Annotated in this window: 24 protein-coding genes and 2 pseudogenes; 21 read left to right on the top strand and 5 right to left on the bottom strand. The window is 69.3% G+C overall.

What is annotated here, in order from left to right; all coding sequences use genetic code 11:
• The first annotated feature begins 216 nt into the window (after positions 1 to 216).
• From AB3M82_RS01995 to AB3M82_RS01980, 4 genes are all read left to right on the top strand, one after another.
• The gene (locus tag AB3M82_RS01995; RefSeq protein ID WP_412955312.1) at positions 217 to 1,242 is read left to right on the top strand and encodes an aldo/keto reductase; all 1,026 of its coding nucleotides are present in this window, start codon (positions 217 to 219) and stop codon (positions 1,240 to 1,242) included.
• A gap of 83 nt (positions 1,243 to 1,325) precedes the next feature.
• Positions 1,326 to 1,928: a histidine phosphatase family protein gene (locus AB3M82_RS01990; protein WP_412955311.1), complete on the top strand. Its 603-nt coding sequence runs from the start codon at positions 1,326 to 1,328 to the stop codon at positions 1,926 to 1,928.
• A gap of 52 nt (positions 1,929 to 1,980) precedes the next feature.
• Positions 1,981 to 2,721, top strand: a complete 741-nt coding sequence (dapB, locus tag AB3M82_RS01985; protein WP_412955310.1) for a 4-hydroxy-tetrahydrodipicolinate reductase — start codon at positions 1,981 to 1,983, stop codon at positions 2,719 to 2,721.
• Complete coding sequence (locus AB3M82_RS01980) at positions 2,718 to 3,155, top strand: hypothetical protein (RefSeq protein ID WP_412955309.1); 438 nt, start codon at positions 2,718 to 2,720, stop codon at positions 3,153 to 3,155. Before dapB ends, AB3M82_RS01980 begins: the two co-directional genes overlap by 4 nt.
• A gap of 6 nt (positions 3,156 to 3,161) precedes the next feature.
• Here the strand turns inward: AB3M82_RS01980 and AB3M82_RS01975 are convergent, their stop codons facing one another.
• From AB3M82_RS01975 to AB3M82_RS01965, 3 genes and pseudogenes are all read right to left on the bottom strand, one after another.
• Positions 3,162 to 3,587, bottom strand: a complete 426-nt coding sequence (locus AB3M82_RS01975; protein WP_412955308.1) for an OsmC family peroxiredoxin — start codon at positions 3,585 to 3,587, stop codon at positions 3,162 to 3,164.
• 86 nt (positions 3,588 to 3,673) lie between these two features.
• Positions 3,674 to 4,029, bottom strand: a pseudogene (locus AB3M82_RS01970) (DUF4395 domain-containing protein); the annotation flags it as partial.
• Positions 4,030 to 4,071: 42 nt separating this feature from the next.
• A pseudogene (locus tag AB3M82_RS01965) lies at positions 4,072 to 4,212 on the bottom strand (thioredoxin domain-containing protein); the annotation flags it as partial.
• A 153-nt stretch (positions 4,213 to 4,365) separates the two neighbouring features.
• Between AB3M82_RS01965 and AB3M82_RS01960 the strand changes: the two are divergent.
• From AB3M82_RS01960 to AB3M82_RS01950, 3 genes are read left to right on the top strand one after another with little or no spacing between them, the layout of a single operon-like run.
• The gene (locus AB3M82_RS01960) at positions 4,366 to 5,175 is read left to right on the top strand and encodes a thymidylate synthase (RefSeq protein ID WP_412955307.1); all 810 of its coding nucleotides are present in this window, start codon (positions 4,366 to 4,368) and stop codon (positions 5,173 to 5,175) included.
• A complete protein-coding gene (locus tag AB3M82_RS01955; RefSeq protein ID WP_412955306.1) occupies positions 5,172 to 5,648 on the top strand; it encodes a dihydrofolate reductase in 477 nt (158 codons plus the stop codon). Before AB3M82_RS01960 ends, AB3M82_RS01955 begins: the two co-directional genes overlap by 4 nt.
• Positions 5,648 to 6,409 (top strand): SDR family NAD(P)-dependent oxidoreductase, encoded by a 762-nt coding sequence (locus AB3M82_RS01950; RefSeq protein ID WP_412955305.1) that lies wholly within the window; start codon positions 5,648 to 5,650, stop codon positions 6,407 to 6,409. The genes AB3M82_RS01955 and AB3M82_RS01950 overlap by 1 nt, the downstream gene beginning before the upstream one ends.
• 6 nt (positions 6,410 to 6,415) lie before the next feature.
• Here the strand turns inward: AB3M82_RS01950 and AB3M82_RS01945 are convergent, their stop codons facing one another.
• On the bottom strand, positions 6,416 to 6,958 hold the full coding sequence (locus AB3M82_RS01945; protein WP_412955303.1) for an NUDIX domain-containing protein: 543 nt from the start codon (positions 6,956 to 6,958) through the stop codon (positions 6,416 to 6,418).
• A gap of 66 nt (positions 6,959 to 7,024) precedes the next feature.
• Here AB3M82_RS01945 and dapA point away from each other — a divergent pair, with 66 nt between their 5' ends.
• The 13 genes from dapA to dapF all read left to right on the top strand — a co-directional run bounded on the left by dapA (position 7,025) and on the right by dapF (position 20,453).
• A complete protein-coding gene (dapA, locus tag AB3M82_RS01940; RefSeq protein WP_412955301.1) occupies positions 7,025 to 8,002 on the top strand; it encodes a 4-hydroxy-tetrahydrodipicolinate synthase in 978 nt (325 codons plus the stop codon).
• A 53-nt stretch (positions 8,003 to 8,055) separates the two neighbouring features.
• Positions 8,056 to 9,732, top strand: coding sequence for a ribonuclease J (locus AB3M82_RS01935; protein ID WP_412955299.1), 1,677 nt, complete (start codon positions 8,056 to 8,058; stop codon positions 9,730 to 9,732).
• Positions 9,733 to 9,800: 68 nt separating this feature from the next.
• Positions 9,801 to 12,515, top strand: a complete 2,715-nt coding sequence (locus AB3M82_RS01930) for a DNA translocase FtsK (RefSeq protein WP_412955298.1) — start codon at positions 9,801 to 9,803, stop codon at positions 12,513 to 12,515.
• Positions 12,515 to 13,090: a CDP-diacylglycerol--glycerol-3-phosphate 3-phosphatidyltransferase gene (gene pgsA, locus AB3M82_RS01925; RefSeq protein ID WP_412955296.1), complete on the top strand. Its 576-nt coding sequence runs from the start codon at positions 12,515 to 12,517 to the stop codon at positions 13,088 to 13,090. Before AB3M82_RS01930 ends, pgsA begins: the two co-directional genes overlap by 1 nt.
• A complete protein-coding gene (locus AB3M82_RS01920; protein ID WP_412955294.1) occupies positions 13,087 to 13,569 on the top strand; it encodes a CinA family protein in 483 nt (160 codons plus the stop codon). Before pgsA ends, AB3M82_RS01920 begins: the two co-directional genes overlap by 4 nt.
• A 141-nt stretch (positions 13,570 to 13,710) precedes the next feature.
• Entirely contained in the window at positions 13,711 to 14,019 is a 309-nt protein-coding gene (locus AB3M82_RS01915) for a helix-turn-helix domain-containing protein (protein WP_412955293.1), read from the top strand.
• A 19-nt stretch (positions 14,020 to 14,038) separates the two neighbouring features.
• Positions 14,039 to 14,263, top strand: a complete 225-nt coding sequence (locus AB3M82_RS01910) for a DUF3046 domain-containing protein (RefSeq protein WP_412955291.1) — start codon at positions 14,039 to 14,041, stop codon at positions 14,261 to 14,263.
• Positions 14,264 to 14,528: 265 nt separating this feature from the next.
• On the top strand, positions 14,529 to 15,575 hold the full coding sequence (gene recA / locus AB3M82_RS01905; RefSeq protein WP_412955290.1) for a recombinase RecA: 1,047 nt from the start codon (positions 14,529 to 14,531) through the stop codon (positions 15,573 to 15,575).
• A gap of 299 nt (positions 15,576 to 15,874) precedes the next feature.
• Positions 15,875 to 16,468 carry a regulatory protein RecX gene (locus AB3M82_RS01900; protein WP_412955288.1) on the top strand — a complete coding sequence of 198 codons (594 nt, stop codon included), beginning with the start codon at positions 15,875 to 15,877 and terminating at the stop codon, positions 16,466 to 16,468.
• A 44-nt stretch (positions 16,469 to 16,512) separates the two neighbouring features.
• Positions 16,513 to 18,060 carry a tRNA (N6-isopentenyl adenosine(37)-C2)-methylthiotransferase MiaB gene (gene miaB, locus AB3M82_RS01895; protein ID WP_412955286.1) on the top strand — a complete coding sequence of 516 codons (1,548 nt, stop codon included), beginning with the start codon at positions 16,513 to 16,515 and terminating at the stop codon, positions 18,058 to 18,060.
• A complete protein-coding gene (gene miaA / locus AB3M82_RS01890) occupies positions 18,057 to 18,995 on the top strand; it encodes a tRNA (adenosine(37)-N6)-dimethylallyltransferase MiaA (RefSeq protein ID WP_412955284.1) in 939 nt (312 codons plus the stop codon). The genes miaB and miaA overlap by 4 nt, the downstream gene beginning before the upstream one ends.
• Positions 18,996 to 19,028: 33 nt before the next feature.
• Positions 19,029 to 19,571: a dihydrofolate reductase family protein gene (locus tag AB3M82_RS01885; RefSeq protein WP_412955282.1), complete on the top strand. Its 543-nt coding sequence runs from the start codon at positions 19,029 to 19,031 to the stop codon at positions 19,569 to 19,571.
• A 9-nt stretch (positions 19,572 to 19,580) separates the two neighbouring features.
• The gene (dapF, locus tag AB3M82_RS01880; protein WP_412955280.1) at positions 19,581 to 20,453 is read left to right on the top strand and encodes a diaminopimelate epimerase; all 873 of its coding nucleotides are present in this window, start codon (positions 19,581 to 19,583) and stop codon (positions 20,451 to 20,453) included.
• 12 nt (positions 20,454 to 20,465) lie between these two features.
• On the opposite strand, the gene AB3M82_RS01875 is transcribed toward dapF, so the two are convergent.
• Complete coding sequence (locus tag AB3M82_RS01875; protein WP_412955278.1) at positions 20,466 to 21,107, bottom strand: class I SAM-dependent methyltransferase; 642 nt, start codon at positions 21,105 to 21,107, stop codon at positions 20,466 to 20,468.
• A 243-nt stretch (positions 21,108 to 21,350) separates the two neighbouring features.
• Here AB3M82_RS01875 and hflX point away from each other — a divergent pair, with 243 nt between their 5' ends.
• Positions 21,351 to 22,679, top strand: coding sequence for a GTPase HflX (gene hflX, locus AB3M82_RS01870; RefSeq protein ID WP_412957985.1), 1,329 nt, complete (start codon positions 21,351 to 21,353; stop codon positions 22,677 to 22,679).
• The last annotated feature ends 4 nt before the right edge of the window (positions 22,680 to 22,683 follow it).

Genomic DNA, 22,683 nt, shown 5'->3' with positions numbered 1-22,683 from the left:
GGCTCCTCCTGAGGGAAGGGCCCGAGATGTGACCGGAACGGTCGCTCTCGGGCCCTTCTCCGTGTTCGTGACCAAACCGTTACGGGAAGTTTGTCCGCCGTTCCGTGGATTGGTCGGCCGGCCCGCCGCCGTCGCCTACTCTCGAAGTACGCACCGGGGGGTGTGACACGCGGGTACGCAGGTCGGTGCACACCGATCGACGTGGGGGTGAAGAGGATGCGGTTGTTCAGCGCAGGCGGCGAGGCCGCTGCCGAGCGCGCACCGCAGCTGATCGAGCACCCGTCGGCTCCCATCCCGATCGTCGGGCCCGCCGTGGGAGAGTCGATCCGCGTCCCGCTGGGCGAGACCGGATTCGAGACGTTCCCCCTCATGCTGGGCGCTGCGGAGTTCGGCTGGAACGTCGACCTCGAGACCAGCCACGGCATCCTCGACCGCTTCGTCGAGATCGGGGGCAACGCAGTGCACACCGCCGACGGGTTCTCCGGCGGGCGAAGCGAGCACATCATCGGGCAGTGGCTGCGCTCCCGCGGGCTCCGCGATCGCGTCCTCCTGGCCGCGCGCATCGGCGCCCATGCCGACAACCCGGGCCTCGGCTCCGTGAACCTGGTGAGGGCCGTCGAGGGGTCCCTGACCCGGCTCGGCGCCGAGCGCATCGATGTGATCTACCTCGACGGCACGCTCGACGCGACGACCAACCTCGAAGACACGCTCGCGACGGTCGAGTGGCTCGTCGAAGCCGGCAAGATCGGCGCGGTCGGGGCCTACGGCTTCGCGCCGGAACGCCTGGTCGAGGCGCGCATCCTCGCGGCCGCCGGCTACCCGCGCATCCAGGTGATCGACGCGCCGTACAACCTGATCCGACGGCAGCCCTTCGAGGGCGATCTGCGCCTCGTAGCCGGTGCGCAGAACCTCGCCGTGACGCCGTCGCACGCGCTGGAGCACGGGTTCCTCTCGGGTCGTCACCGCAGCAAGGCGCTGACGTCGCGCGGCGTGCGCGGAGAGCAGCTGCGCGGCCACCTCAACCGGCGCGGCATCCGCGTGCTGCGCGCACTGGACCAGGTCGCCGAGGAGCTCTCGGTGCCTGTCGCGGCGGTGTCGATCGCGTGGCTCCTCGCGCAGCGGACCGTGGTCGCTCCGATCGTGAACACGTTCGCCGCCGAGCACGTCGACGAGCTCATGCAGGGCGCCGGCGTCTCCCTGTCTCGGGTGCAGGTCGCCGATCTGACCCGAGCGGGCGTCTGAGCGCCTCCCGCCCTCCGTCCTCCGCGTGGCATAGGGTGGAGGGACGAACGCCCGGCGAACGCTGGCGATGAAGCGAGCGAGTTGTGACGCACTACATCTATCTGGTCAGGCACGGCGAACATCAGGATGCCGAGCACGGCCTCGCCGACGGACCCCTCTCCCCGCGCGGGCAGCGCCAGGCGGAACTGATCGCCGATCGGCTGTCGGGGCTTCCGCTGGACGCCGTGTGGCATTCGCCGCTGCTGCGGGCCAATGAGACCGCGCGCGCCATCGCCGGTCGGCTCCCGTCCGTCGACCCCAAGCCGACGTCGTTGCTGTTCGACTGCGTGCCCACCGGCATGACCGAGGAGACCCCGGCGGCGTTCGAGCCCTTCTTCGGCGCCGTGACCGAGGCCGAGATCGAGGCGGGTCGCGCCCAGATGGCGGATGCCGTGAACGAGTTCCTCGTGCGCAAGACGGGCGAGGTCCACGAGGTCCTCATCACGCACAACTTCGTCATCTCCTGGTTCGTGCGCGAGGTGCTCGGCGCGCCCGAGTGGCGCTGGATGACGCTCAACCAGGCGCACTGCGGACTCACGGTGATCGCCCAGAAGCAGGGCCGTCCCTGGACGCTGCTCAATCACAACGACACCGGTCACCTCCCGGTCGAGCTGCGCACGGGCATCCCGGACGCGATCCCGGTGTGACGAGCGAGCCGCCGTGTTCCGGGGCGACCGGAGCGCTCAATAGACTGGGAAGATGACCACGCAGGTTGCACTCGTCGGCGGTACCGGCAAGCTCGGAGGCATCATCCACGCCGTCGTCGACGAGCTCGACGGCTTCGAGGTCGCTCGCATCCTCACCTCGTCGAGCTCGCTGTCCGAGCTGGACGGCGCCGACCTCGTCATCGACGCATCCACGCCGCAGGTGAGCATCGACGTGGTGCGGCACGCGGCCGAGCAGGGCATCAACGTCCTCGTCGCGACCTCGGGCTGGTCGGCCGAGCGCATCGCGCTCATCCGCTCGCTCGTCGACGCCGCGGGTACGGGGGCCGTGTTCATCCCGAACTTCTCGCTCGGTTCCGTGCTCGGTTCCGCCCTCGCAGCGGCGGCTGCACCCTTCTTCGACTCCGCGGAGATCGTCGAGGCGCACCGCGAGAGCAAGGTCGATTCCCCGAGCGGAACTGCGGTGCGCACGGCGGAGCTGATCGCCGCCGCCCGATCCGACCTCGGTCCCGTCCGCGCTCCCCACGCAGATCAACGGGCGCGGGGACAGCAGGTGGGCAGCGTGCCGATCCATTCGCTGCGCCGACCCGGGGTCATCGCGAAGCAGGACGTGATCCTCGCGGGTCCGGGGGAGTCCCTCACTTTCACCCACGACACCGTCGAGCCCGCGCTCGCCTATGCTCCCGGCATCCGCCTGGCCGTGCCCTTCGCCCGCGATGCGGTGGGCGTCATCGTCGGGCTCGAGAGCATGATCGACATCGGCATCCGCTCATGACCTCCCGCATCGGCGTCGGCGTCATGGGGCTCTGCCTCGCCCTGTATCTCGTGGTCGTGGGTCAGCGCGCCGTGCTCATGCTGACCACCGGCGAGCCCGTGGCGATCGGGATCGGCACCGCGCTGCTCGTCATGCCGCTGATCGGGGCCTGGGCGCTCGTGAGGGAGATGCAGTTCGGGTTCGCTGCGGACCGTCTCGGCCGCCAGCTGGATGCCGAGGGCGGGATGCCCCAGGCCGAGACGGAGCTGACTCCGAGCGGTCGTATCGCGCGGGCTGACGCCGACCCCCTCATCCAGCGGTACGCCGCCGCCGCGGACGCCGCCCCGACCGACTGGCGTGCGCGTTTCCGCCTGGGAGTCGTTCAGGACGCCTCGGGACGCCGGAAGGATGCGCGCGCCAGCATCCGCGAGGCGATCCGCCTCGCGCGCGGATGAGGCGCCTCAGGCCAGGCTCGCCTCGAACGTGATCTCGATGCCGGCGAGCGCCTGCGAGACGGGGCAGCCGGTCTTGGCCTCCTCCGCGATCGTCTGGAACGCCTCGGCGGAGAGCCCGGGCACGGCGGCGTTGACGTTGAGGTGACTGCCCGTGATGCCGACGCCGGGTCGGAACGTCACGGATGCGGTCGTGTTCACGCGCTCCGGGGGAGTGCCGTTCTCGCTGAGCGCGTGCGACAGCGCCATGCTGAAGCAGGACGCGTGGGCTGCCGCGATCAGTTCCTCGGGCGTGGTCGTGGTGTCGCTTCCCTCGCTCCGGGCCTTCCAGTCGATCGGGAAGGTGCCGAGATGCGAGGAGGAGAAGGACACGGTCCCGGAACCCTCCGCGAGAGATCCGGTCCAGGTGGTGGCTGCTTCGCTGGTGACGGGCATGATTCCTCCGGTTCTCGCGCTGCGGGGGCGCAGCGTCGCGTTCCGGTCAGCCTAGCGAGACCTCCCCGGCGGCGGAACCGCAGCGCCTACGCCGCTCGCGGGCGTCCCGCGAGCCCGACGCGCTGAAGGAGCAGATACAGCTGGCATCCCAGCACAGGCCGATCGCGGCGTTCAGGAAGGCGGCGAGGAACGCGGCGGCCGTCGCGACGGGAAGCGCCCACGGCACCCCGATCAGGTGCAGGGCCAGACCGATTCCGACGACGAACAGTCCCACTCCCTGCGCGAAGCGCGGCGGACGGGGATCCTCGAGCTCCGTCGGCGGCGCGAGCCGGGGGCGGATGACGCGTCGCTACAGCACGGCCCAGGGGGCGGGAATCGATGCCGGCGGATGTGGCATGAGGACTCCTGCGGTGGCTCGGAGGGCGGTGACTGCCGCGACGAGCTCCCGACGCTGCGGTACGCCGTGGAATCGTGCGCGGACGTCTCCGCGGCGGTCGACGAGGAAGGTCGTGGGAGTCTGCAGGATGCGATAGCGGGCCGAGAGATCCGGGCGCCGGGTCAGGTCGATCTCCAGATGGACCAGACCGTCGTCGTCATCGGCGTACGCGCGGAGCAGTCTGCGCACCTGCGGGCATCGCGTGCATGTCTCGGTGCTGAACTGGACCAGCGTCGCCCGCGCACCCAGGGCGCGGACCGCATGTTTCGGAGCATGACGGGCACCACGGCGACGGCGTCGCCCTCCGCCCGCGCGTCGGACGGGGAAGGTATCGTGGCTGTCATGAGCGAAGCCGTTCCGACGCCGTACGAAGATCTGCTCCGCGATGTCCTCGAGACGGGCACGCACAAGTCCGACCGCACGGGAACCGGCACACGCAGCGTCTTCGGCAGGCAGATCCGTTTCGATCTCTCGCAGGGCTTCCCGCTCATCACCACCAAGCGGGTGCACTTCAAGTCGATCGCCTACGAGCTCCTCTGGTTCCTCCGCGGCGACTCCAACGTGCGGTGGCTGCAGGAGAACGGCGTCACGATCTGGGACGAGTGGGCCGACGAGTCCGGCGAGCTCGGGCCGGTGTACGGCGTGCAGTGGCGGTCGTGGCCGGCGCCGGACGGGCGGAGCATCGATCAGCTGAGCGAGGTCATCGAGCAGATCCGCCGCTCGCCGGACTCCCGCAGGCTCATCGTCTCTGCCTGGAACCCCGCCGACATCCCCGAGATGGCCCTGGCGCCCTGCCACGCGCTCTTCCAGTTCTACGTCGCCGACGGCAAGCTCTCCTGCCAGCTCTACCAGCGCAGCGCCGACATGTTCCTCGGCGTGCCGTTCAACATCGCCTCCTACGCGCTCCTCACCCTCATGGTCGCCCAGCAGGTGGGTCTCGAGCCCGGCGACTTCGTCTGGACCGGCGGCGACTGCCACATCTACGACAACCACGTCGAGCAGGTCACCGAGCAGCTCTCCCGCGAGCCGTATCCGTACCCCGTGCTCCGGTTCGCCCGGAAGCCGGAGTCGATCCTCGACTACCGCTACGACGATCTGGTCGTCGAGGGGTATCAGCACCACGCCCCCATCCGGGCGGCGGTGGCGGTATGACCTGGGTCGGTTTGATCTGGGCGGAGGCCGACGGCGGCGTGATCGGCGCCGAGGGCGGCATGCCGTGGCACGTGCCCGAGGACCTGGCCCACTTCAAGGAGGTCACGGTCGGCTCACCCGTGGTGATGGGCCGCAAGACCTGGGACTCGTTGCCCGAGCGCTTCCGCCCCCTCCCCGGCCGGGAGAACATCGTCGTCACCCGCCAGCAGGACTGGACGGCGGACGGCGCGCGTCGTGCCGCGACCGTCAGCGAGGCGGTGCGCGGCAAGGACCGGGTGTGGATCATCGGCGGTGCCGAGATCTTCCGGCAGGTGATCGGCGACGCCGATCGGCTCGAGGTGACCGAGCTCGACCTCCGGGTCGACGGAGACGCGTTCGCACCGCCGAAGACGGGCTGGAGGCTCGTCGACGAGGGGGATTGGGAGACGTCGCGCTCCGGCATCCGCTATCGCTTCCTGGGGTACGAGCGCTGATGCCCACCGCACTCATCACCGGAGCCAGCGCGGGGCTGGGCGCGGAGTTCGCGCGCCAGCTCGCGCGCCGCAGCGCCGATCTCGTCCTCGTCGCGCGATCGGCCGACGCCCTCGAGGAGCTCGCCGCACGGCTGCGCGGCGAGTACGGCGTGGCCGTCGAGATCCTCCCCGCCGACCTGTCCGATGACGAGGGCGTGGAGAGGGTTGCCGAGCGGCTGCGGGATGCCGGGGATCCGATCGACCTGCTCGTGAACAACGCGGGATTCGGGCTGCCGCTCCAGTTCGCCGACAACCCGATCGATGACGAGGTCCGGCACCTGCGCGTGCACGTGGAGGCATCGATGCGTCTCATGCACGCGGCGCTGCAGACCATGCGCGGCCGCGGCGGCCGCATCGTGAACGTCGCCTCCGTAGCCGGGTTCATCTCGCGGTCGACCTACTCGGCCTGCAAGGGCTGGCTGATCCAGTTCAGCCGCTGGGCCACGCGCGAGTACGCGGCGGACGGCGTGACCGTGACGGCCCTCTGCCCCGGGTTCACGCACACAAGCTTCCACGAGCGCATGGGTCTCGAGCCCGGACGCGAGGGCGTGCCGCCGTTCATGTGGCTGGATGCGCGCGAGGTGGTCCGGCAAGGACTCCGCGACGCCGCCCGCGGTCGTGCGGTCTCGATCCCGTCGTGGCGCTACAAGGGCATCGTCGCGCTCGCACGAGTCCTGCCCGCGTCGCTCACGTCGCGGATCGCTCGCCGCGGGCGGGTGTGACGGCGCTCAGCGCACGCGCCCCAGGCGGATGCCGGCGAACAGGAGCGCCGCGATCGTCTCGCCGTCGGTGATCCTGCCGTCCGCGATCATGTCCCACACCTCCGGGAGCGGCACCCACGCGACCGCGTCGATGCCTTCCTCTGCCTGAGACCGCGAGGCGCGCGCGTCCGGCACGGTCAGCCCGCGGGCGAGGAAGACGTGCTCCTCCGCCTCGGCGATCCCGTTGAGGGCGTGCATGACGCCGAGCTCCGTCCATTCCGTCGCTCGGACGCCGGTCTCCTCGAGGAGCTCGCGGCGCGCCGCGAGAACCGGCGTCTCGCCGTCGCTCCCGCCGGCGGGCACCTCGATGGACCGGCCGGTGGTGTACCGGTCGAGCGTGATCAGGCAGACCCGCTCCTCGTCGTCCACCGCCACGACGAAGACCGCGGGGTGCCGCATGGCGACGACGCCGTAGATGCCGTCGCCGGCGGGGCCGGTGATGCGGTCCTCGCGTACTTCGATCCAGGCGTTGTCATAGACCCTGCGCGATCCGTGTGTGACCCACGTCATGGTCGAAGCCTACGGGACGACACCCGGCGTCCTCGTGGGCGGCAGTCGAGGCGATACGCTGGGTGCATGACGCACTCGGGCAACCCCTTCGGACAGGTTCTCGTCGCGCTCGTCACTCCGATGACGGCCGACGGCGAAGTCGACTGGCCCGCGGTCGAGAAGCACATCGACGACGTCATCACCGCGGGTGCGGACGGCGTCGTCGTGACCGGCACGACGGGGGAGACGTCCACGCTGACGGACCCCGAGAAGCTCAAGCTCGTCGAGGTGGGCAAGTCCGTCTCCGCCGGTCGGGCCAAGATCATCACGGGTGGCGGCTCCAACGAGACGGCCCACGCGATCGAGCTCTACAAGGCCAGCGAGAAGGCCGGCGCCGACGGCATCATGATCGTCACGCCGTACTACAACAAGCCGACCCAGGCCGGGATCCTCACACACTTCCGGCTGGTGGCCGACGCCACCAACCTGCCGGTGATCCTGTACGACATCCCCGGTCGCACGGGCGTCCCCATCCGGTACGAGACGCTCCTGCGGCTGGCCAAGCACCCGAACATCCTCGCCGTGAAAGACGCGAAGGGCGACTTCTCCGAGGTCAGCCGCGTGCTGAACCAGACCGACCTGATGTACTTCTCCGGAGACGACGCGAACGTGCTCCCGCATCTCGCGATCGGCGCGTCGGGACTCATCGGCGTCACCGCGAACATCGCCGCGACGCCCTACCGGACCATTGTCGACGCGGTGAACCGCGGCGATCTCGCCGCCGCGACCGCGGAGCACAAGCGCCTCGAGCCGCTCGTGCGCGCCGTGATGACGCACGTCCCGGGAACGGTCGCGGCGAAGTACATCCTGCACGGTCTCGGACGCATCTCGAGTCCCCGCGTCCGTCTGCCGCTGGTGGGCCCGGAGGAGTGGGAGGCCGCCCTCATCGAGGAAGAGCTCGACCTCGTCTCGGGCGTGCCCGGCGCCGATTTCTCGAACTTCCGCCCCGACCGCAACGCGGCCGCCGGCGGCGCCCTGCCCAAGGTGCACGGCACGACGCGCTGAGCCGCGTCCCCACGAACGAACGGACGCGCGGAGTGTCCGACTGAGGAGACAGCATGTCCATCCCCCTGGCAGAACCGTCCGCTCTCGACGAGGGGACGCTCCGGGTCATCCCCATCGGCGGTCTCGGTGAGATCGGCCGGAACATGACGATGTTCGAGTACGACGGCAAGATCCTCATCGTGGACTGCGGCGTGCTCTTCCCCGAGGAGCACCAGCCCGGTGTCGACCTGATCCTCCCGGACTTCGAGCCCCTCCGCGATCGGCTCGACGACATCGTCGGCGTGGTGCTCACACACGGGCACGAGGACCACATCGGCGCGGTGCCCTACCTGCTCCGCCTGAAGAGCGACATTCCCCTGATCGGATCGGGCCTGACCCTCGCGCTGGTCGAGGCGAAGCTCAAGGAGCACCGCATCAAGGCGTTCACCCTCACCGTGAAGGAGGGGCAGCAGGAGCGGGTCGGCCCATTCGACCTCGAGTTCGTGGCCGTCAATCACTCGATCCCCGACGCGCTCGCGGTCGCCATCCGCACTCCGGCCGGACTGGTGCTCGCGACCGGCGACTTCAAGATGGATCAGCTTCCGCTCGACGGCCGCATCACCGACCTGCGTGCGTTCTCGCGTCTGGGGGAGGAGGGCGTCGACCTGTTTCTCGTCGACTCCACCAATGCGGACGTGCCGGGCTTCACGCCGACCGAGCGCTCGATCGGCCCGGTGCTCGACCAGGTCATCGGCAGGGCTCCGCGCCGCGTGATCGTCGCCAGCTTCTCGAGTCACGTGCACCGGGTGCAGCAGGTCATCGACGCCGCCCACACGCACGGCCGCCGCGTCGCGTTCCTCGGCCGCAGCATGGTGCGCAACATGACGATCGCCGAGCAGCTGGGCTATCTGAAGGTGCCGGCGGGCGTGCTGATCGACTTCAAGAAGGCACGCGACCTGCCGGACGAGCAGATCGTCTACATGTCGACCGGATCGCAGGGCGAGCCGATGGCCGTCCTCAGCCGGATGGCGAACCTGGACCACGCGATCGAGGTCAGCGAGGGCGACACCGTCATCCTGGCGTCGAGCCTCATCCCGGGCAACGAGAACGCGGTCTACCGGGTGATCGACGGTCTGACCAAGCTCGGCGCGAACGTCGTGCACAAGGCGAACGCGAAGGTGCACGTCTCGGGCCACGCGGCGGCGGGCGAGCTGCTGTACTGCTACAACATCCTGAAGCCGAAGAACGTGCTGCCGGTGCACGGCGAGTACCGTCACCTCATCGCCAACGCGAAGCTGGCGCAGGACACCGGGATCGCCGAGGAGCGCACGATCATCGCCTCCAACGGCACGGTCATCGACCTCCGGGACGGCTCCGCCCGTGTCGCCGGCCAGCTCGACCTCGGCTTCGTGTACGTCGACGGATCGACCGTCGGCGAGATCACGGACGCGGACCTCAAGGACCGCCGGATCCTCGGCGAGGAGGGCTTCATCTCGGTGATCGTGGTGGTGGATGCCGCGACCGGACGCATCATCTCCGGTCCGGAGATCCACGCGCGCGGTGTGGCCGAGGACGACTCCGTGTTCGACGACGTGGCGCCGAAGATCGTCGCCGCCCTCAAGGAGGCGTCGGGGAACGGCGTGCGGGACACGCACGCGCTCTCGCAGGTCGTCCGGCGCACGATCGGCCGCTGGGTGAACCAGAAGCTGCGCCGGCGCCCGATGATCGTTCCGCTGGTCATCGAGGCCTGACCGGCGCACATCGGCGGAAAGCCGCGTCATTGCGGGGCGATGTCCGCTCCCCGGCGTAACGTGAGGGCATGGCCAGGAGTACCACCAAGTCCTCGCGCGCTGCGGAGAGCGCACCGTCCCGCCCCAAGCGGCAGACGGCATCCAAAGCCGCGCCTGCGCCGAAGAAGTACATCGACGAAGACGACAAGCCGCCGATCGCGGCACGCGCGTGGATGGGCTTGGCCCACGCCGTCGGCGGGCTCTTCCGCGCGTTCGGCCCCGAGAACCTCGCCAAGGAAGACCGTCGCGACGGCTTCCCGTTCCTGCTGGTGCTGCTCGCCGTCGCCGGCGCGGTCGACGAGTGGTTCTTCATCGGCAACGAGGTCGCGGCCAACATCAGCGCCTTCTCGGTCGGGGGGCTCGTCGGCCGGCTCGCGTTCGTCATGCCCGTCCTGCTGCTGCTGCTGGCCGGCTGGCTCTTCCGCCACCCCTCCTCGGTGCACGACAACGGCCGCATCGGGATCGGATTCGGCCTGCTCGTGCTCGCCCTCGCCGGCTTCTGCCACGTGGCCGCCGGAGGCGCCGACGCCGCAGGGGTCGTGACCCGCGCGCACCCGCGCATGGGCATGCCCGCACTCAGCGAGGCCGGCGGGGTCTTCGGATGGCTGGTGGGGGAGCCCCTCGCTCTCGTGACGCCGATCCTCGCCTATGTCGTCCTGGGGCTCCTCGCCGCGCTCAGCATCCTGATCCTCACGAAGACCCCGCCGAACCGCATCGGAGCCCGGCTCGGCGACCTCTACGCCTGGATGTTCGACGCCGAGCGCGCGACTCCCCAGAAGGTCGAGGACACCGCTGCGGAAGACGACCCGGCCGAGGATGTGCTGCCCTGGTGGCGGCGCAACAAGACCGGTCGAGAAGAGGACCCCGACGAGGGCACGCTCGGTTCGGACGACATCACGGCCCTGCTATCGACGGCCGACAGCACGCCGGCGTACGACCAGGCCGTGGTCGTGGCCGATCCCTATGACGCCGCCACAGAGGTGCTGTCGGAGGTGCGGCCCGTCACCGACGGCCTGGCGGAGCAGCGCACGACCGCGCTCCTCGACGACGAGTCGGACACGGGCGAGATGCCCGAGCTCCCGGGCCTCGACGGGTTCGGGACCGAGGGCCCCGGAGATCGCGGGCCGCAGGCCCCGGTAGCGCCCTACGTGCTGCCGTCGCCCGGTGTGCTGGCCGCGGGGCCGCCCTCGGTCGCGCGCTCCGAGGCCAACGACCGCATCGTCGAGCAGATCACGAACGTCCTCAGCCAGTTCAACGTCGATGCGAAGGTCACCGGGTTCTCCCGCGGGCCGACGGTCACGCAGTACGAGGTCGAGGTCGGGCACGGCGTCAAGGTCGAGAAGATCCTCCAGCTGAGCAACAACTTCGCCTACGCCGTGGCCTCCAACGACGTGCGCATCCTCTCGCCGATCCCCGGAAAGAGCGCCATCGGCATCGAGATTCCCAACACCGACCGTGAGACCGTCGCCCTCGGCGACGTCCTGCGATCCCAGGCCGCGCTCAAGAGCAGCCATCCCCTCACGATCGGGGTCGGCAAGGACGTGGGCGGCAACTTCGTCACGGCGAACCTCGCGAAGATGCCCCATCTCCTCGTGGCCGGTTCGACCGGATCCGGAAAGTCCAGCTTCGTCAACTCGATGATCACCAGCCTGCTCATGCGGGCGCGGCCGTCCGACGTGCGCATGGTCCTCATCGACCCCAAGCGCGTCGAGCTGACCAGCTACGCCGGCGTGCCGCACCTCATCACGCCCATCATCACGAACCCCAAGAAGGCCGCCGAAGCGCTGCAGTGGGTCGTGAAGGAGATGGACATGCGGTACGACGACCTCGCGTCCTTCGGGTTCCGCCACATCGACGATTTCAACCGGGCGGTACGCGCCGGCGAGGTCGAGGTGCCGGTCGGCAGCGAGCGGGTGCTCAAGCCGTATCCCTACCTGCTCGTGGTCGTCGACGAGCTGGCCGACCTGATGATGGTCGCGCCGCGCGACGTCGAGGACTCGATCGTCCGGATCACGCAGCTGGCGCGCGCGTCCGGGATCCACCTCGTCCTCGCGACGCAGCGGCCGAGCGTCGACGTCGTCACCGGACTCATCAAGGCGAACGTGCCCTCGCGACTCGCCTTCGCCGTCACCAGCGTCACCGACAGCCGGGTCATCCTCGACAGCCCCGGGGCGGACAAGCTGATCGGCCAGGGAGACGCCCTGTTCTCGCCGATGGGCTCGTCCAAGCCGTTCCGCCTCCAGGGTGCCTGGGTCGACGAGAAGGAGATCGACGCGGTCGTCAAGCACGTCACCCGTCAAGCGCGGCCGGAGTACCGCGCCGACGTGCAGGAGGCGATCGAGCCGCGCAAGAAGGAGGTCGACGAAGACATCGGCGACGACCTCGAACTGCTGCTCGCGGCGGCCGAGCTCGTGGTGTCGACCCAGTTCGGCTCGACGTCGATGCTGCAGCGGAAGCTGCGGGTCGGATTCGCCAAGGCCGGTCGCTTGATGGATCTGCTCGAATCCCGAGAGATCGTCGGGCCGTCCGAGGGCTCGAAGGCGAGGGACGTGCTCGTGACGGCCGAACAGCTGCCCGGCGTCATGGCGAAGCTCCGCGGAGACGACGCCGCTGCCGCCCCGTCGGCATCCGCCGCGACTGCGCACGCTCCCGCAGCGGATCCCGTGGAGGCGCAGTTCCAGAACCTGCCGGTCGTGGAGGCGGAGGGCGATGAAGACGCCTGGGGACTGACGGGGCGCGACTGATGGCGATCCCGCGTCAACTGCCGAACGCGATCACGATCGCGCGGATCCCTCTCGCTATGGTCTTCCTCGTCCTCCTGCTCCTCGGCGGGACGTACGGAATCCCCGACATCGGCCTGCGCTGGGTCGCCGGAGCGCTCTTCGTGCTCGCGATCTCGACGGACTGGGTCGACGGCTATCTGGCCCGTCGTCACGACATCGTGAGCGACTTCGGGAAGCTCTGGGATCCGATCGCGGACAAGCTGCTCACGGGAGCGGGTTTCATCGGTCTCGCCGTGCTCGGCGAGGTGTCCTGGTGGATCGTCGCGGTCATCCTGGTGCGCGAGTGGGGAATCACGGTGCACCGCCTGATCGTCGTCAAGGAGCACGTCGTCGCCGCGGCCTGGATGGGCAAGCTCAAGACCGCCGTGCAGGCGGTGGCCCTCTCGTGGGCGCTGCTGCCGCTCCACGTGCTCATCGGCATCCCGCTGTGGACCCTTGTGACCGCCGTGCTCATGATCGCGGCGCTCGTGCTGACGATCGCGAGCGGCATCGACTATGTCGCCGCCCAGATGCGGGGCCGTCGGGCCCAGCCATGAGCGCCGCCCGGTCGGCGGTGAACGAGCTTCGACGCCGAGGGTGGACGCTGGGCGTCGCCGAATCCCTCACCGGCGGGAGCCTGAGCGCCGAGTTCGTGTCGGTGCCGGGTGCCTCGACGGTGTTCCTCGGAGCCGTGGTCGCGTACGCGACGCCCGTGAAGCACTCGCTGCTCCGAGTGGATGCGGAACTGCTGCGTCAGCACGGGCCGGTGCATGCCGAGGTCGCCCGTCAGATGGCGGACGGTGTCCGCAGAGCGGTGCGCGTGGACGGGGCGGATGCCGACGTCGGCGTGTCGACGACGGGGATCGCCGGCCCCGGCTCACCCGACGGGCAGCCTGTGGGCACGGTGCACATCGGCCTCGCGCTCCCGGGGCGTCTGCTCAGCGCCGCGCATCTCTTCGAGGGCGACCGGGCGGAGATCCGCGCACGCACCGTCGACGCGGCGGTCGAGCTGCTCGTCTGCGCGCTCGAGGAATAGCCCGGCCGACACCGCGGTTGTAACATTCGTGCTCACATTCAAACCACAGAGTGCAAGGGTAGATTGTGTGAAGGTCGGCGAGGTTATACTGGCCATCCCAACGGGGGAGACCCCGACCGACAGATCGGGGAGGAGGTTCCGATGATTCTTGTACGACAGGAAATCGGCGATGTGCTGAGGGACTTCCGGCTGCAGAAGGGGCGCACCCTTCGTCAGGTCGCGAGCAAGGCCTCCGTGGCGCTCGGCTACCTGAGCGAGGTCGAGCGCGGGCAGAAGGAGGCGTCGAGCGAGATCCTCGCCTCGGTTGCCGATGCCCTCGACATCCCGATCTCGACGATCATGCGCGAGGTGGGGGATCGCATCTCCGTCCTCGAGGGCATCCAGGTGTTCCCCGACGTCGTTCCCGACGATCTGGTCGCCTCGGTCGAGCCCGAGCTGTCTCTGCACTGACGCGAGCCGATGGTTGCGGATGCGTCGTAGTGAGTTCCTCCGCGCCGTCGAAGCGGAGTTCCCCGGGCGCTCGTCCGCCCTTCTCGAAGACCTCGTCCTGACGGCTCTCGAGGGGCGCACGGCGAAGGTGGCGCTGTCGGACGGCGCTCCGCCCCGCGACATCTGGCTGGCGCTGTGCGAGGAGATGGACGTCCCGGAATCGCGTCGGCATGGCGTCGGACGGTTGGAACCGCGCAGGCGCTGATCGTCCAAGGTTTCGAACCGACGGCATGGGACTGCGGCAGGTTCGGCGTGTCGTCGAAGATGTGTTCGATATCGGCGTAGTGTTCTGCACAGTGGTTCGAACGACCGATTTCTCCACTTCTCGCGGATACCTCCTCGCAATGTCGGAGGCCCCTCGTACGGTGAAGACATGGCCGCTGAGCCATACGCCTTGTCGGAGAGTTGCTCCCAGCCGGGAGCGCCGCGACAGCCTACAGGCGGCACCACGCGAGCATTAGGAGCACGACATGCCATCTCCCGCCGACCGCGAGAAGTCCCTCGAGACCGCTCTCGCCCAGATCGACCGCCAGTTCGGAAAAGGATCCGTGATGCGGCTCGGCAGCGACGAGCGCGCTCCTGTCGCCGTCATTCCGACCGGCTCCATCGCCCTCGACGTCGCGCTCGGCGTCGGCGGTCTGCCGCGTGGTCGTATCGTCGAGATCTACGGACCGGAGTCCTCCGGTAAGACCACCCTCACCCTGCACGCGATCGCCAACGCCCAGCGCGCGGGCGGCATCGCGGCGTTCATCGACGCGGAGCACGCGCTCGATCCTGACTACGCCGCCAAGCTCGGCGTCGACATCGACGCCCTGCTCGTCTCCCAGCCCGACACCGGTGAGCAGGCGCTCGAGATCGCCGACATGCTCGTCCGCTCCGGGGCGATCGACCTGATCGTCATCGACTCCGTCGCGGCCCTCGTGCCCCGTGCAGAGATCGAGGGTGAGATGGGTGATTCTCACGTCGGTCTCCAGGCCCGTCTGATGTCGCAGGCGCTGCGAAAGCTCACCGGTGGCCTGAACCAGACCAACACCACGATGATCTTCATCAACCAGCTGCGCGAGAAGATCGGCGTCTTCTTCGGCTCGCCGGAGACCACGGCCGGTGGTAAGGCTCTGAAGTTCTACGCCTCGGTCCGCATCGACATCCGTCGTATCGAGACCCTGAAGGACGGGACCGACGCGGTGGGTAACCGTACCCGGGTGAAGATCGTCAAGAACAAGATGGCGCCGCCCTTCAAGCAGGCGGAGTTCGACATCCTGTACGGCGTGGGCATCTCTCGCGAGGGAAGCCTGATCGACTTCGGCGTCGAGCACGGCATCGTCAAGAAGTCGGGTTCCTGGTACACCTACGACGGCGACCAGCTCGGACAGGGGAAGGAGAACGCACGGACGTTCCTCCTCAAGAACACGGATGTCGCTCTCGCCATCGAGACTCAGATCAAGCAGAAGCTCGGTATCGGCGGACCGGCAGCGGCCGCTCCGGCCGATGAGCTCGCCGAGCGTCGCCCGGCTTGACCATGACAGGTGAGAACGGGGGCGGGCCGCGCGATTCCGAGCGGCTCGCCCCGGTCATCCCCCTCTTCGGCAAATCGGCGCGTGCCGCCAGTCCAGGTTCCGTCTCGCCGTCGACGGTGGCCCCGAAAGACACACGGAACGAGGTCGACGCACGCCATGTCGACTCGTCGGCGGGCTTAGGGCGCTCCACCGCACCGGTCGCCGCTGATGGCCCGTCCTCACCGGACCGCGGATCGGGTCGCACGGAGCGCTCCGGCTCTCCGATCTCGCGTCACCCCGCTCGCGGCGCCAAGGGCGAGATGGGGATCCCGCCTCTGCGCGCACTGCAGGGAGTTTCTTCCGCGGCGAGCGAGGGAGAGGACGGAGATCCGGCTGCTCGCGACCCCGAGGAGCTGCGCGCAGCGGCCGAGGAGGCACTGGTCCGAAAGCTCCGCACGCGCCAGCTCTCGGTGTCGGAGGCGCGTCAGGTCCTGCGAACGCAGGGCCTCGGCGGGCCCGACGTCGACGACGTGATCGACGACTTCCTGCGCCGCGGCTATCTGGATGACGAGTCCCTCGCCCAGGCATTGGTCACGGCAGGGATCGAGCGGAAAGGGCAGGGGCGTGTCGCTCTGTCCCGAGCCCTCGCGCAGCGGGGCATCCCCCGCGAGGTGGCGGGGGCAGCCCTGGATGAGCTGCCCGACGACGACGCGGAACGAGCGCTGGAGTACGCGAGGACGAAAGCGCGGTCGTTGACGAGACTCGATCACGACACCGCCCTACGCCGCCTGGTCGGTCAGCTGTCGCGCCGAGGCTACGGCGGTTCGGTCGCGATGAACGCCGCCAAGACGGCGTTGACGGAAGCATCGTTCGGTTCGGGGCGGACCGGCGTGCGCTTCGTCGACTCCGACTGACCGTTCGTGAGGCGACCGATCCCGCGCTCGTACAATGGAGCATCATGACTATTCCGCGCAGTGAACCGACGATCATCGGCGCCTCGTCGGCAGCGATCGACGTCGACGGGCGGCAGCGCTCCTACGAGGTCCGCACGTTCGGGTGCCAGATGAACGTGCACGATTCGGAGCGGCTCTCCGGCTCGCTCGAGAGTGCAGGGTACGTGCGCGCCGAAGCGGGCACCGAGGCCGACGTCGTCATCATCAACACCTGCGCCGTCCGAGACAACGCGGCGGGGAAGCTCTACGGCACCCTCGGGCAGCTGGCGGCGGTGAAGCGGCGGAAGGACGGCATGCAGATCGCCGTCGGCGGGTGCCTCGCGCAGATGGACAAGCAGACGGTCATCGATAAGGCGCCCTGGGTCGACGTCGTGTTCGGAACGCACAACATGGGGTCCCTGCCCGGTCTCCTCGAGCGGGCACGGCACAACGGCGACGCCGAACTCGAGATCCTCGAATCCCTCGAGGTCTTCCCGTCCACGCTGCCGACCAAGCGCGATGCCGCGCACAGCGGTTGGGTGTCGATCTCCGTCGGCTGCAACAACACCTGCACGTTCTGCATCGTGCCCAGCCTGCGCGGCAAGGAGAAGGATCGGCGCCCCGGCGACATCCTGAACGAGATCCGGCTGCTCGTCGAGGACGGCGCGATCGAGGTCACGCTCCTGGGGCAGAACGTGAACTCGTACGGCGTCGAGTTCGGAGATCGGCAGGCCTTCAGCAAGCTGCTGCGTGCCGCCGGCGAGATCGACGGCCTCGAGCGCATCCGCTTCACGAGCCCCCATCCCGCGGCGTTCACGGACGACGTCATCGATGCGATGGCCGAGACCCCCAACGTCATGCCCCAGCTGCACATGCCGCTGCAGTCGGGGAGTGACCGCATCCTCAAGGCGATGCGGCGGTCCTACCGGAGCGAGAGGTTCCTGGGGATCCTCGAGCGCGTGCGGCAGCGGATGCCGGACGCCGCGATCACCACCGACATCATCGTCGGATTCCCCGGGGAGACCGACGAGGATTTCGAAGACACGATGCGCGTCGTCGAACAGTCGCGCTTCTCCGGCGCGTTCACCTTCCAGTACTCCATCCGGGAGGGCACCCCCGCCGCGACCATGGAGGACCAGGTTCCGAAGGCGGTGGTCCAGGAGCGCTACGACCGTCTCATCGCGCTGCAGGAGCGCATCTCGCTCGAGGAGAATCAGAAGCAGGTCGGCCGCGAGGTCGAGGTCCTGGTCTCGACGGGGGAAGGCAAGAAGGATGCCGAGACGCACCGTCTCACGGGCCGCGCCGAAGACAACCGGCTGGTGCACTTCGAAGTGACCCCGGGGTCGGACCTTCCCCGCCCGGGCGACGTGGTGACGGTCACCGTCACGCACGCGGCGCCCTTCCACCTCCTGGCGGACGACCCTACGGGCACACCGCTCCGCATCCGGCGCACGCGCGGCGGAGACGCCTGGGATCGCGCGCAGGCCGAGTCCTGCGCGGTTCCTGCGCCGTCCGCTCCGGGAGGTTCGCGCGCGGTGTCGCTCGGGCTGCCCACCCTCCGCGTCGGAGTGTGAGCGGGGCCGTCGAGATCCCCGGCTCGGAGACCTCTCGTCTCTGGGCGGTGGTCGGCGCCACGGGCACCGGCAAGAGCGACCTCGCGCTCGACCTGGCGGAGCGTCTTCGCGCACGCGGGAATCCGGCGGAGATCGTCAACGCCGATGCCATGCAGCTCTACCGCGGGATGGACATCGGAACGGCCAAGCTGTCTGCCTCGGAACGCCGAAGCGTCCCGCATCACCTCCTCGACGTGCTCGACGTCACGCAGGAGGCCGCGGTCGCGTGGTTCCAGCCCGCAGCGCGAGCGGCGGTCCGCGATATCCAGGCTCGTGGAGGCGACGCCATCCTCGTCGGCGGATCCGGGCTGTACGTCTCCAGCGTGGTGTTCGACTTCCGCTTCCCGCCGCGCGATCACGCCGTCCGCGCCCGATTGGAGGCGGAGCTCGAGGAGCACGGTGCGTCGGCTCTGCTCGAGCGGCTCCGTGCTGCGGACCCGGAGACCGCCGAGCGCATCGACCCGAAGAACGGGCGACGCATCGTCCGGGCGCTGGAGGTGCTCGCGCAGGGGAGCGCGACCCATGGCGCCGCGCTCCCTAGCGAGCCCGTGCTCTGGCAGCCGCGTACCCGACTGATCGGGGTGCACGTCGACCGGGCGGAGCTCGTGGCGCGGCTTGACGCACGGGTCGAGAGGATGTGGGCGGCGGGAATCGTCGACGAGGTCGCCGACCTCCGTGCGCAGGGCCTCGAGAGCGGAGCGACGGCCCGCAGAGCGATCGGCTACGCCCAGGCTCTGGGACAGCTGACCGGGCTCCTGAGCGAACGGGAGGCGATCGCCGAGACCCAGGCCCTCACCCGCCGCTACGCCCGGCGACAGGTCTCGTGGTTCAAGCGCTATCCTTCCCTCGAGTGGTGGCGGCATCCGATCGACGTGGACGAGCTGATCGAGGGCTAGTCGAATGTCGGCGGTCGCTGGCACCCTGGGGCCATGACGACCCACTATTACACCGCCTCCAGCCTCGACGGGTTCATCGCGACGACCGAGCACTCGCTCGCCTGGCTCATGAAGCAGGACTTCGATCCCGAAGGACCCATGGCGTATCCGGCCTTCGAACAGCGCATCGGCGCCCTCGCGATGGGCGCGTCGACGTACGAGTGGCTGCTGCGCGAGCAGAAGGACGAGCCCTGGCCGTACGAGCAGCCGACATGGGTCTTCACGCATCGGAGCCTGCCCGTGCTGGACGGCGCCGACATCCGCTTCGCCGCCGACGACATCGTCGACGTGCACGCGCAGATGCGAGCCGCGGCCGGCGAGAAAAACGTCTGGATCGTCGGCGGGGGCGATCTGGCGGGCCAGTTCGCGGATGCCGGGCTGCTCGATGAGGTGTGGATCCAGTTCGCTCCGGTGACCCTGGGCTCGGGAGCCCCGCTGCTGCCGCGTGCACTCGACCTCGAGCTCGTCGAGATCGCTCGCAACCGCGACTTCCTCTGCAGCCACTACCGCGTCATCTCGGCCTCGTCGCCCTCCTAGACTGAGGTGATGGTCGCATTCACCAAGGGTCACGGAACCGGCAACGACTTCGTCATCATCGCCGACCCGGACGGGGCCCTGGATCTGACGGCTCCGCAGGTCGCCGCCCTGTGCGACCGGCACTTCGGGATCGGCGCCGACGGGGTCCTCCGCGTCGTGCGCTCACGTGCGATCCCGGAAGGCGCGGCGGCACTGGCCGAGGAGCCGGACGCCGAGTGGTTCATGGACTACCGGAACTCGGACGGCTCGATCGCCGAGATGTGCGGGAACGGCATCCGCGTCTTCGCGCACTATCTGGTCTGGGCAGGTCTGGCCGTGATCGAGCCGGGCTCCACCCTCCCGATCGGCACGCGTGCCGGTGTGCGCGATGTGACGAGCAGCGAGACGGGCTACCAGGTGGATCTCGGACGGTGGCGCCTCTCGGCCGACGAGCCGCTGGTGACCGCCAGCGGCCTGTCGGTCACTCGCCCCGGACTCGGCATCGACGTGGGGAATCCGCACGTGGTCGTCGCGGTGGCATCCGACGCGGAGCTGGGTCTGCTCGATCTGCACCGCGCGCCGCTTCTCGAGCCCGCGCCTCCGGCGGGGGCGAACGTGGAGTTCGTCGTGCCAAGCGAACCGCTCATCCGCGACGGCGTCGGCCACGTCTCGATGCGCGTCTTCGAGCGGGGCGTCGGCGAGACCTTGAGCTGCGGAACCGGCGTGGCCGCCACCGCCTTGGCGGTGCGGCACTGGGCAGGGGAGCAGGCCCCGGATCACTGGCGCGTACAGGTTCCCGGAGGGACGCTCGCGGTGCGTATGTTCGCGGCGGAAGACGGCGAGCACGTCGCTCTCGCCGGACCCGCGCAGCTCTCGTTCCACGGCGAGGTGGAACTCGCCTGAACCGGATCCGCGTCAGTCGATGCGGATGGGCTCGGTCGGGAGTGACCCGTGCCTGCGGACCTTGAGCACCCGGTAGCCCTTGCTCGTCGCCGTGCGGAACACGCTGTACCCGGGCTGGAAGGTCGCGCCGATCCAGCGCTGCAGGGAATCCGCTCCGAGATTGCGCTGCACCACGAGCCACGCGTCGCTGCGCTCGTCCAGACGCGGGATCCACGCCTCGAGCAGATCGTGCAGGACGTTCTTGCCCACGCGGATCGGCGGGTTCGAGCGGATCGTGCGGAACGTCACCTCTTCGGGAACATCTGCGGGCAGGACGGCGTTGACATTGGAGAGGCCGAGATCCGAGGCGTTGCGACGGACGAGGTCGAGGGCTCGCTCGTTCACATCGACCGCCCACACGGTCGCGTGCGGTGCGGCGAGGGCCATCGACAGGGTGATCGGGCCCCAGCCGCTGCCGAGGTCGAGAAGATGGCCGCCCGGCGGCACCGGGGGCATGTTCGCGAGGAGCACCGCGGTTCCGGCGTCCAGGCGATCCGGGCTGAACACGCCACCCGCGGTGGTGACGTCCAGCTCACGCCCTGCGAGCGACACACGGATCGAACGCAGGTTCTCTGGACTGGCCGGGGCCGCAGTGAAGTAGTGGTCAGACCCCATACGGTGAGCGTACCGGAGACCGGGGGCTAAGGTTAAGGCTCGAACAGAAGCAAGAGACAGGGACGGATGACGGACAGCACCACTCAGCACGAAGACGGCGACGCACTGGATCGAGTGCTCGCCCACGCGGACAGTCGGACCGACGTGCGTGTCTTCGGCTCAGCCCAGGCACTCCAGGACGACTCGACGGCAGCGCATGGTGCCGCGGACGGTCAGCAGTGGGACCTCGAGGACCGGCACGCGCTGCGGCGGGTCGGCGGACTCTCGACCGAGCTCGAGGACGTTACCGAGGTCGAGTACCGGCAGCTCCGTCTCGAGAACGTGGTGCTCGTGGGCGTGTACCCGCAGGGCGCTCAGGAGGACGCGGAGAACTCGCTGCGCGAGCTGGCCGCCCTCGCCGAGACGGCCGGAGCGGTCGTGCTCGACGGAGTGCTCCAGCGCCGCCCGCACCCGGATGCCGCCACGTACCTCGGTCGCGGCAAGGCGCAGGAGCTCAAGGACATCGTCGCCGCGGTCGGCGCCGACACCGTCATCGCCGACACCGAGCTCGCTCCCAGCCAGCGCCGCGCGCTGGAGGACGTGGTGAAGGTGAAGGTCATCGACCGGACCACCGTGATCCTCGACATCTTCAGTCAGCACGCGAAGAGCCGCGAAGGCAAGGCCCAGGTCGAGCTCGCACAGCTCGAGTACCTCCTTCCCCGTCTGCGCGGGTGGGGCGAGTCGATGAGCCGCCAGGCCGGTGGCCAGGTCGGCGCCGGAGGGGCGGGCATGGGTTCGCGTGGTCCTGGTGAGACGAAGATCGAGCTCGATCGTCGCCGCATCCGCACCAAGATGGCCCTGCTGCGCCGCCAGATCCGAGACTTCGGACCGGCGCGCGAGGCGAAGCGCGCGGAGCGCCGCCGCAACACGATCCCCTCGGTGGCGATCGCCGGCTACACGAACGCGGGCAAGTCGAGTCTGCTCAACGCGCTGACCAGCGCCGGGGTCCTCGTCGAGAACGCGCTGTTCGCCACTCTCGACGCGACCGTCCGGCGGTCCGAGACGTCCGACGGACGCGTGTATACGCTCACCGACACGGTCGGTTTCGTGCGCAACCTGCCGCACCAGCTCGTCGAGGCCTTCCGTTCGACGCTCGAAGAGGTCGGCGATGCCGACGTCGTGCTGCACGTGGTGGACGGATCCCATCCCGATCCGGCCGGGCAGCTGCAGACCGTGCGAGACGTCATGGGAGACGTGGGCGTCCGCGACATGCCGGAGCTCGTGGTCTTCAACAAGGCCGATCTGATCGATGAGGATGAGCGCCTCGTGCTGCGCGGTCTGGAGCCGCACGCGCACTTCGTGTCGTCGCGATCGGGTGAGGGCATCGCCGAGCTCCGCGCCGCCATCGAAGCGTCTCTGCCCCAGCCCGCCATCGAGGTGCGAGCCGTGGTTCCCTACGACCGGGGTGATCTGGTCGCCGCGATCCACGAGACGGGCATGCTGCTCTCCGTGGACCATCAGGAGGCGGGCACGGCTGTGCACGCCCGGGTCTCGGAACGCCTGGCGGCGGACCTGGCGCCCTACTCCGACTGATCGG

Source organism: Microbacterium californiense (assembly GCF_047246625.1).
Lineage (GTDB): Bacteria > Actinomycetota > Actinomycetes > Actinomycetales > Microbacteriaceae > Microbacterium.
Note: the sequence above shows the minus strand (reverse complement) of the source record. Positions and strands in the feature narration are given on the sequence as shown.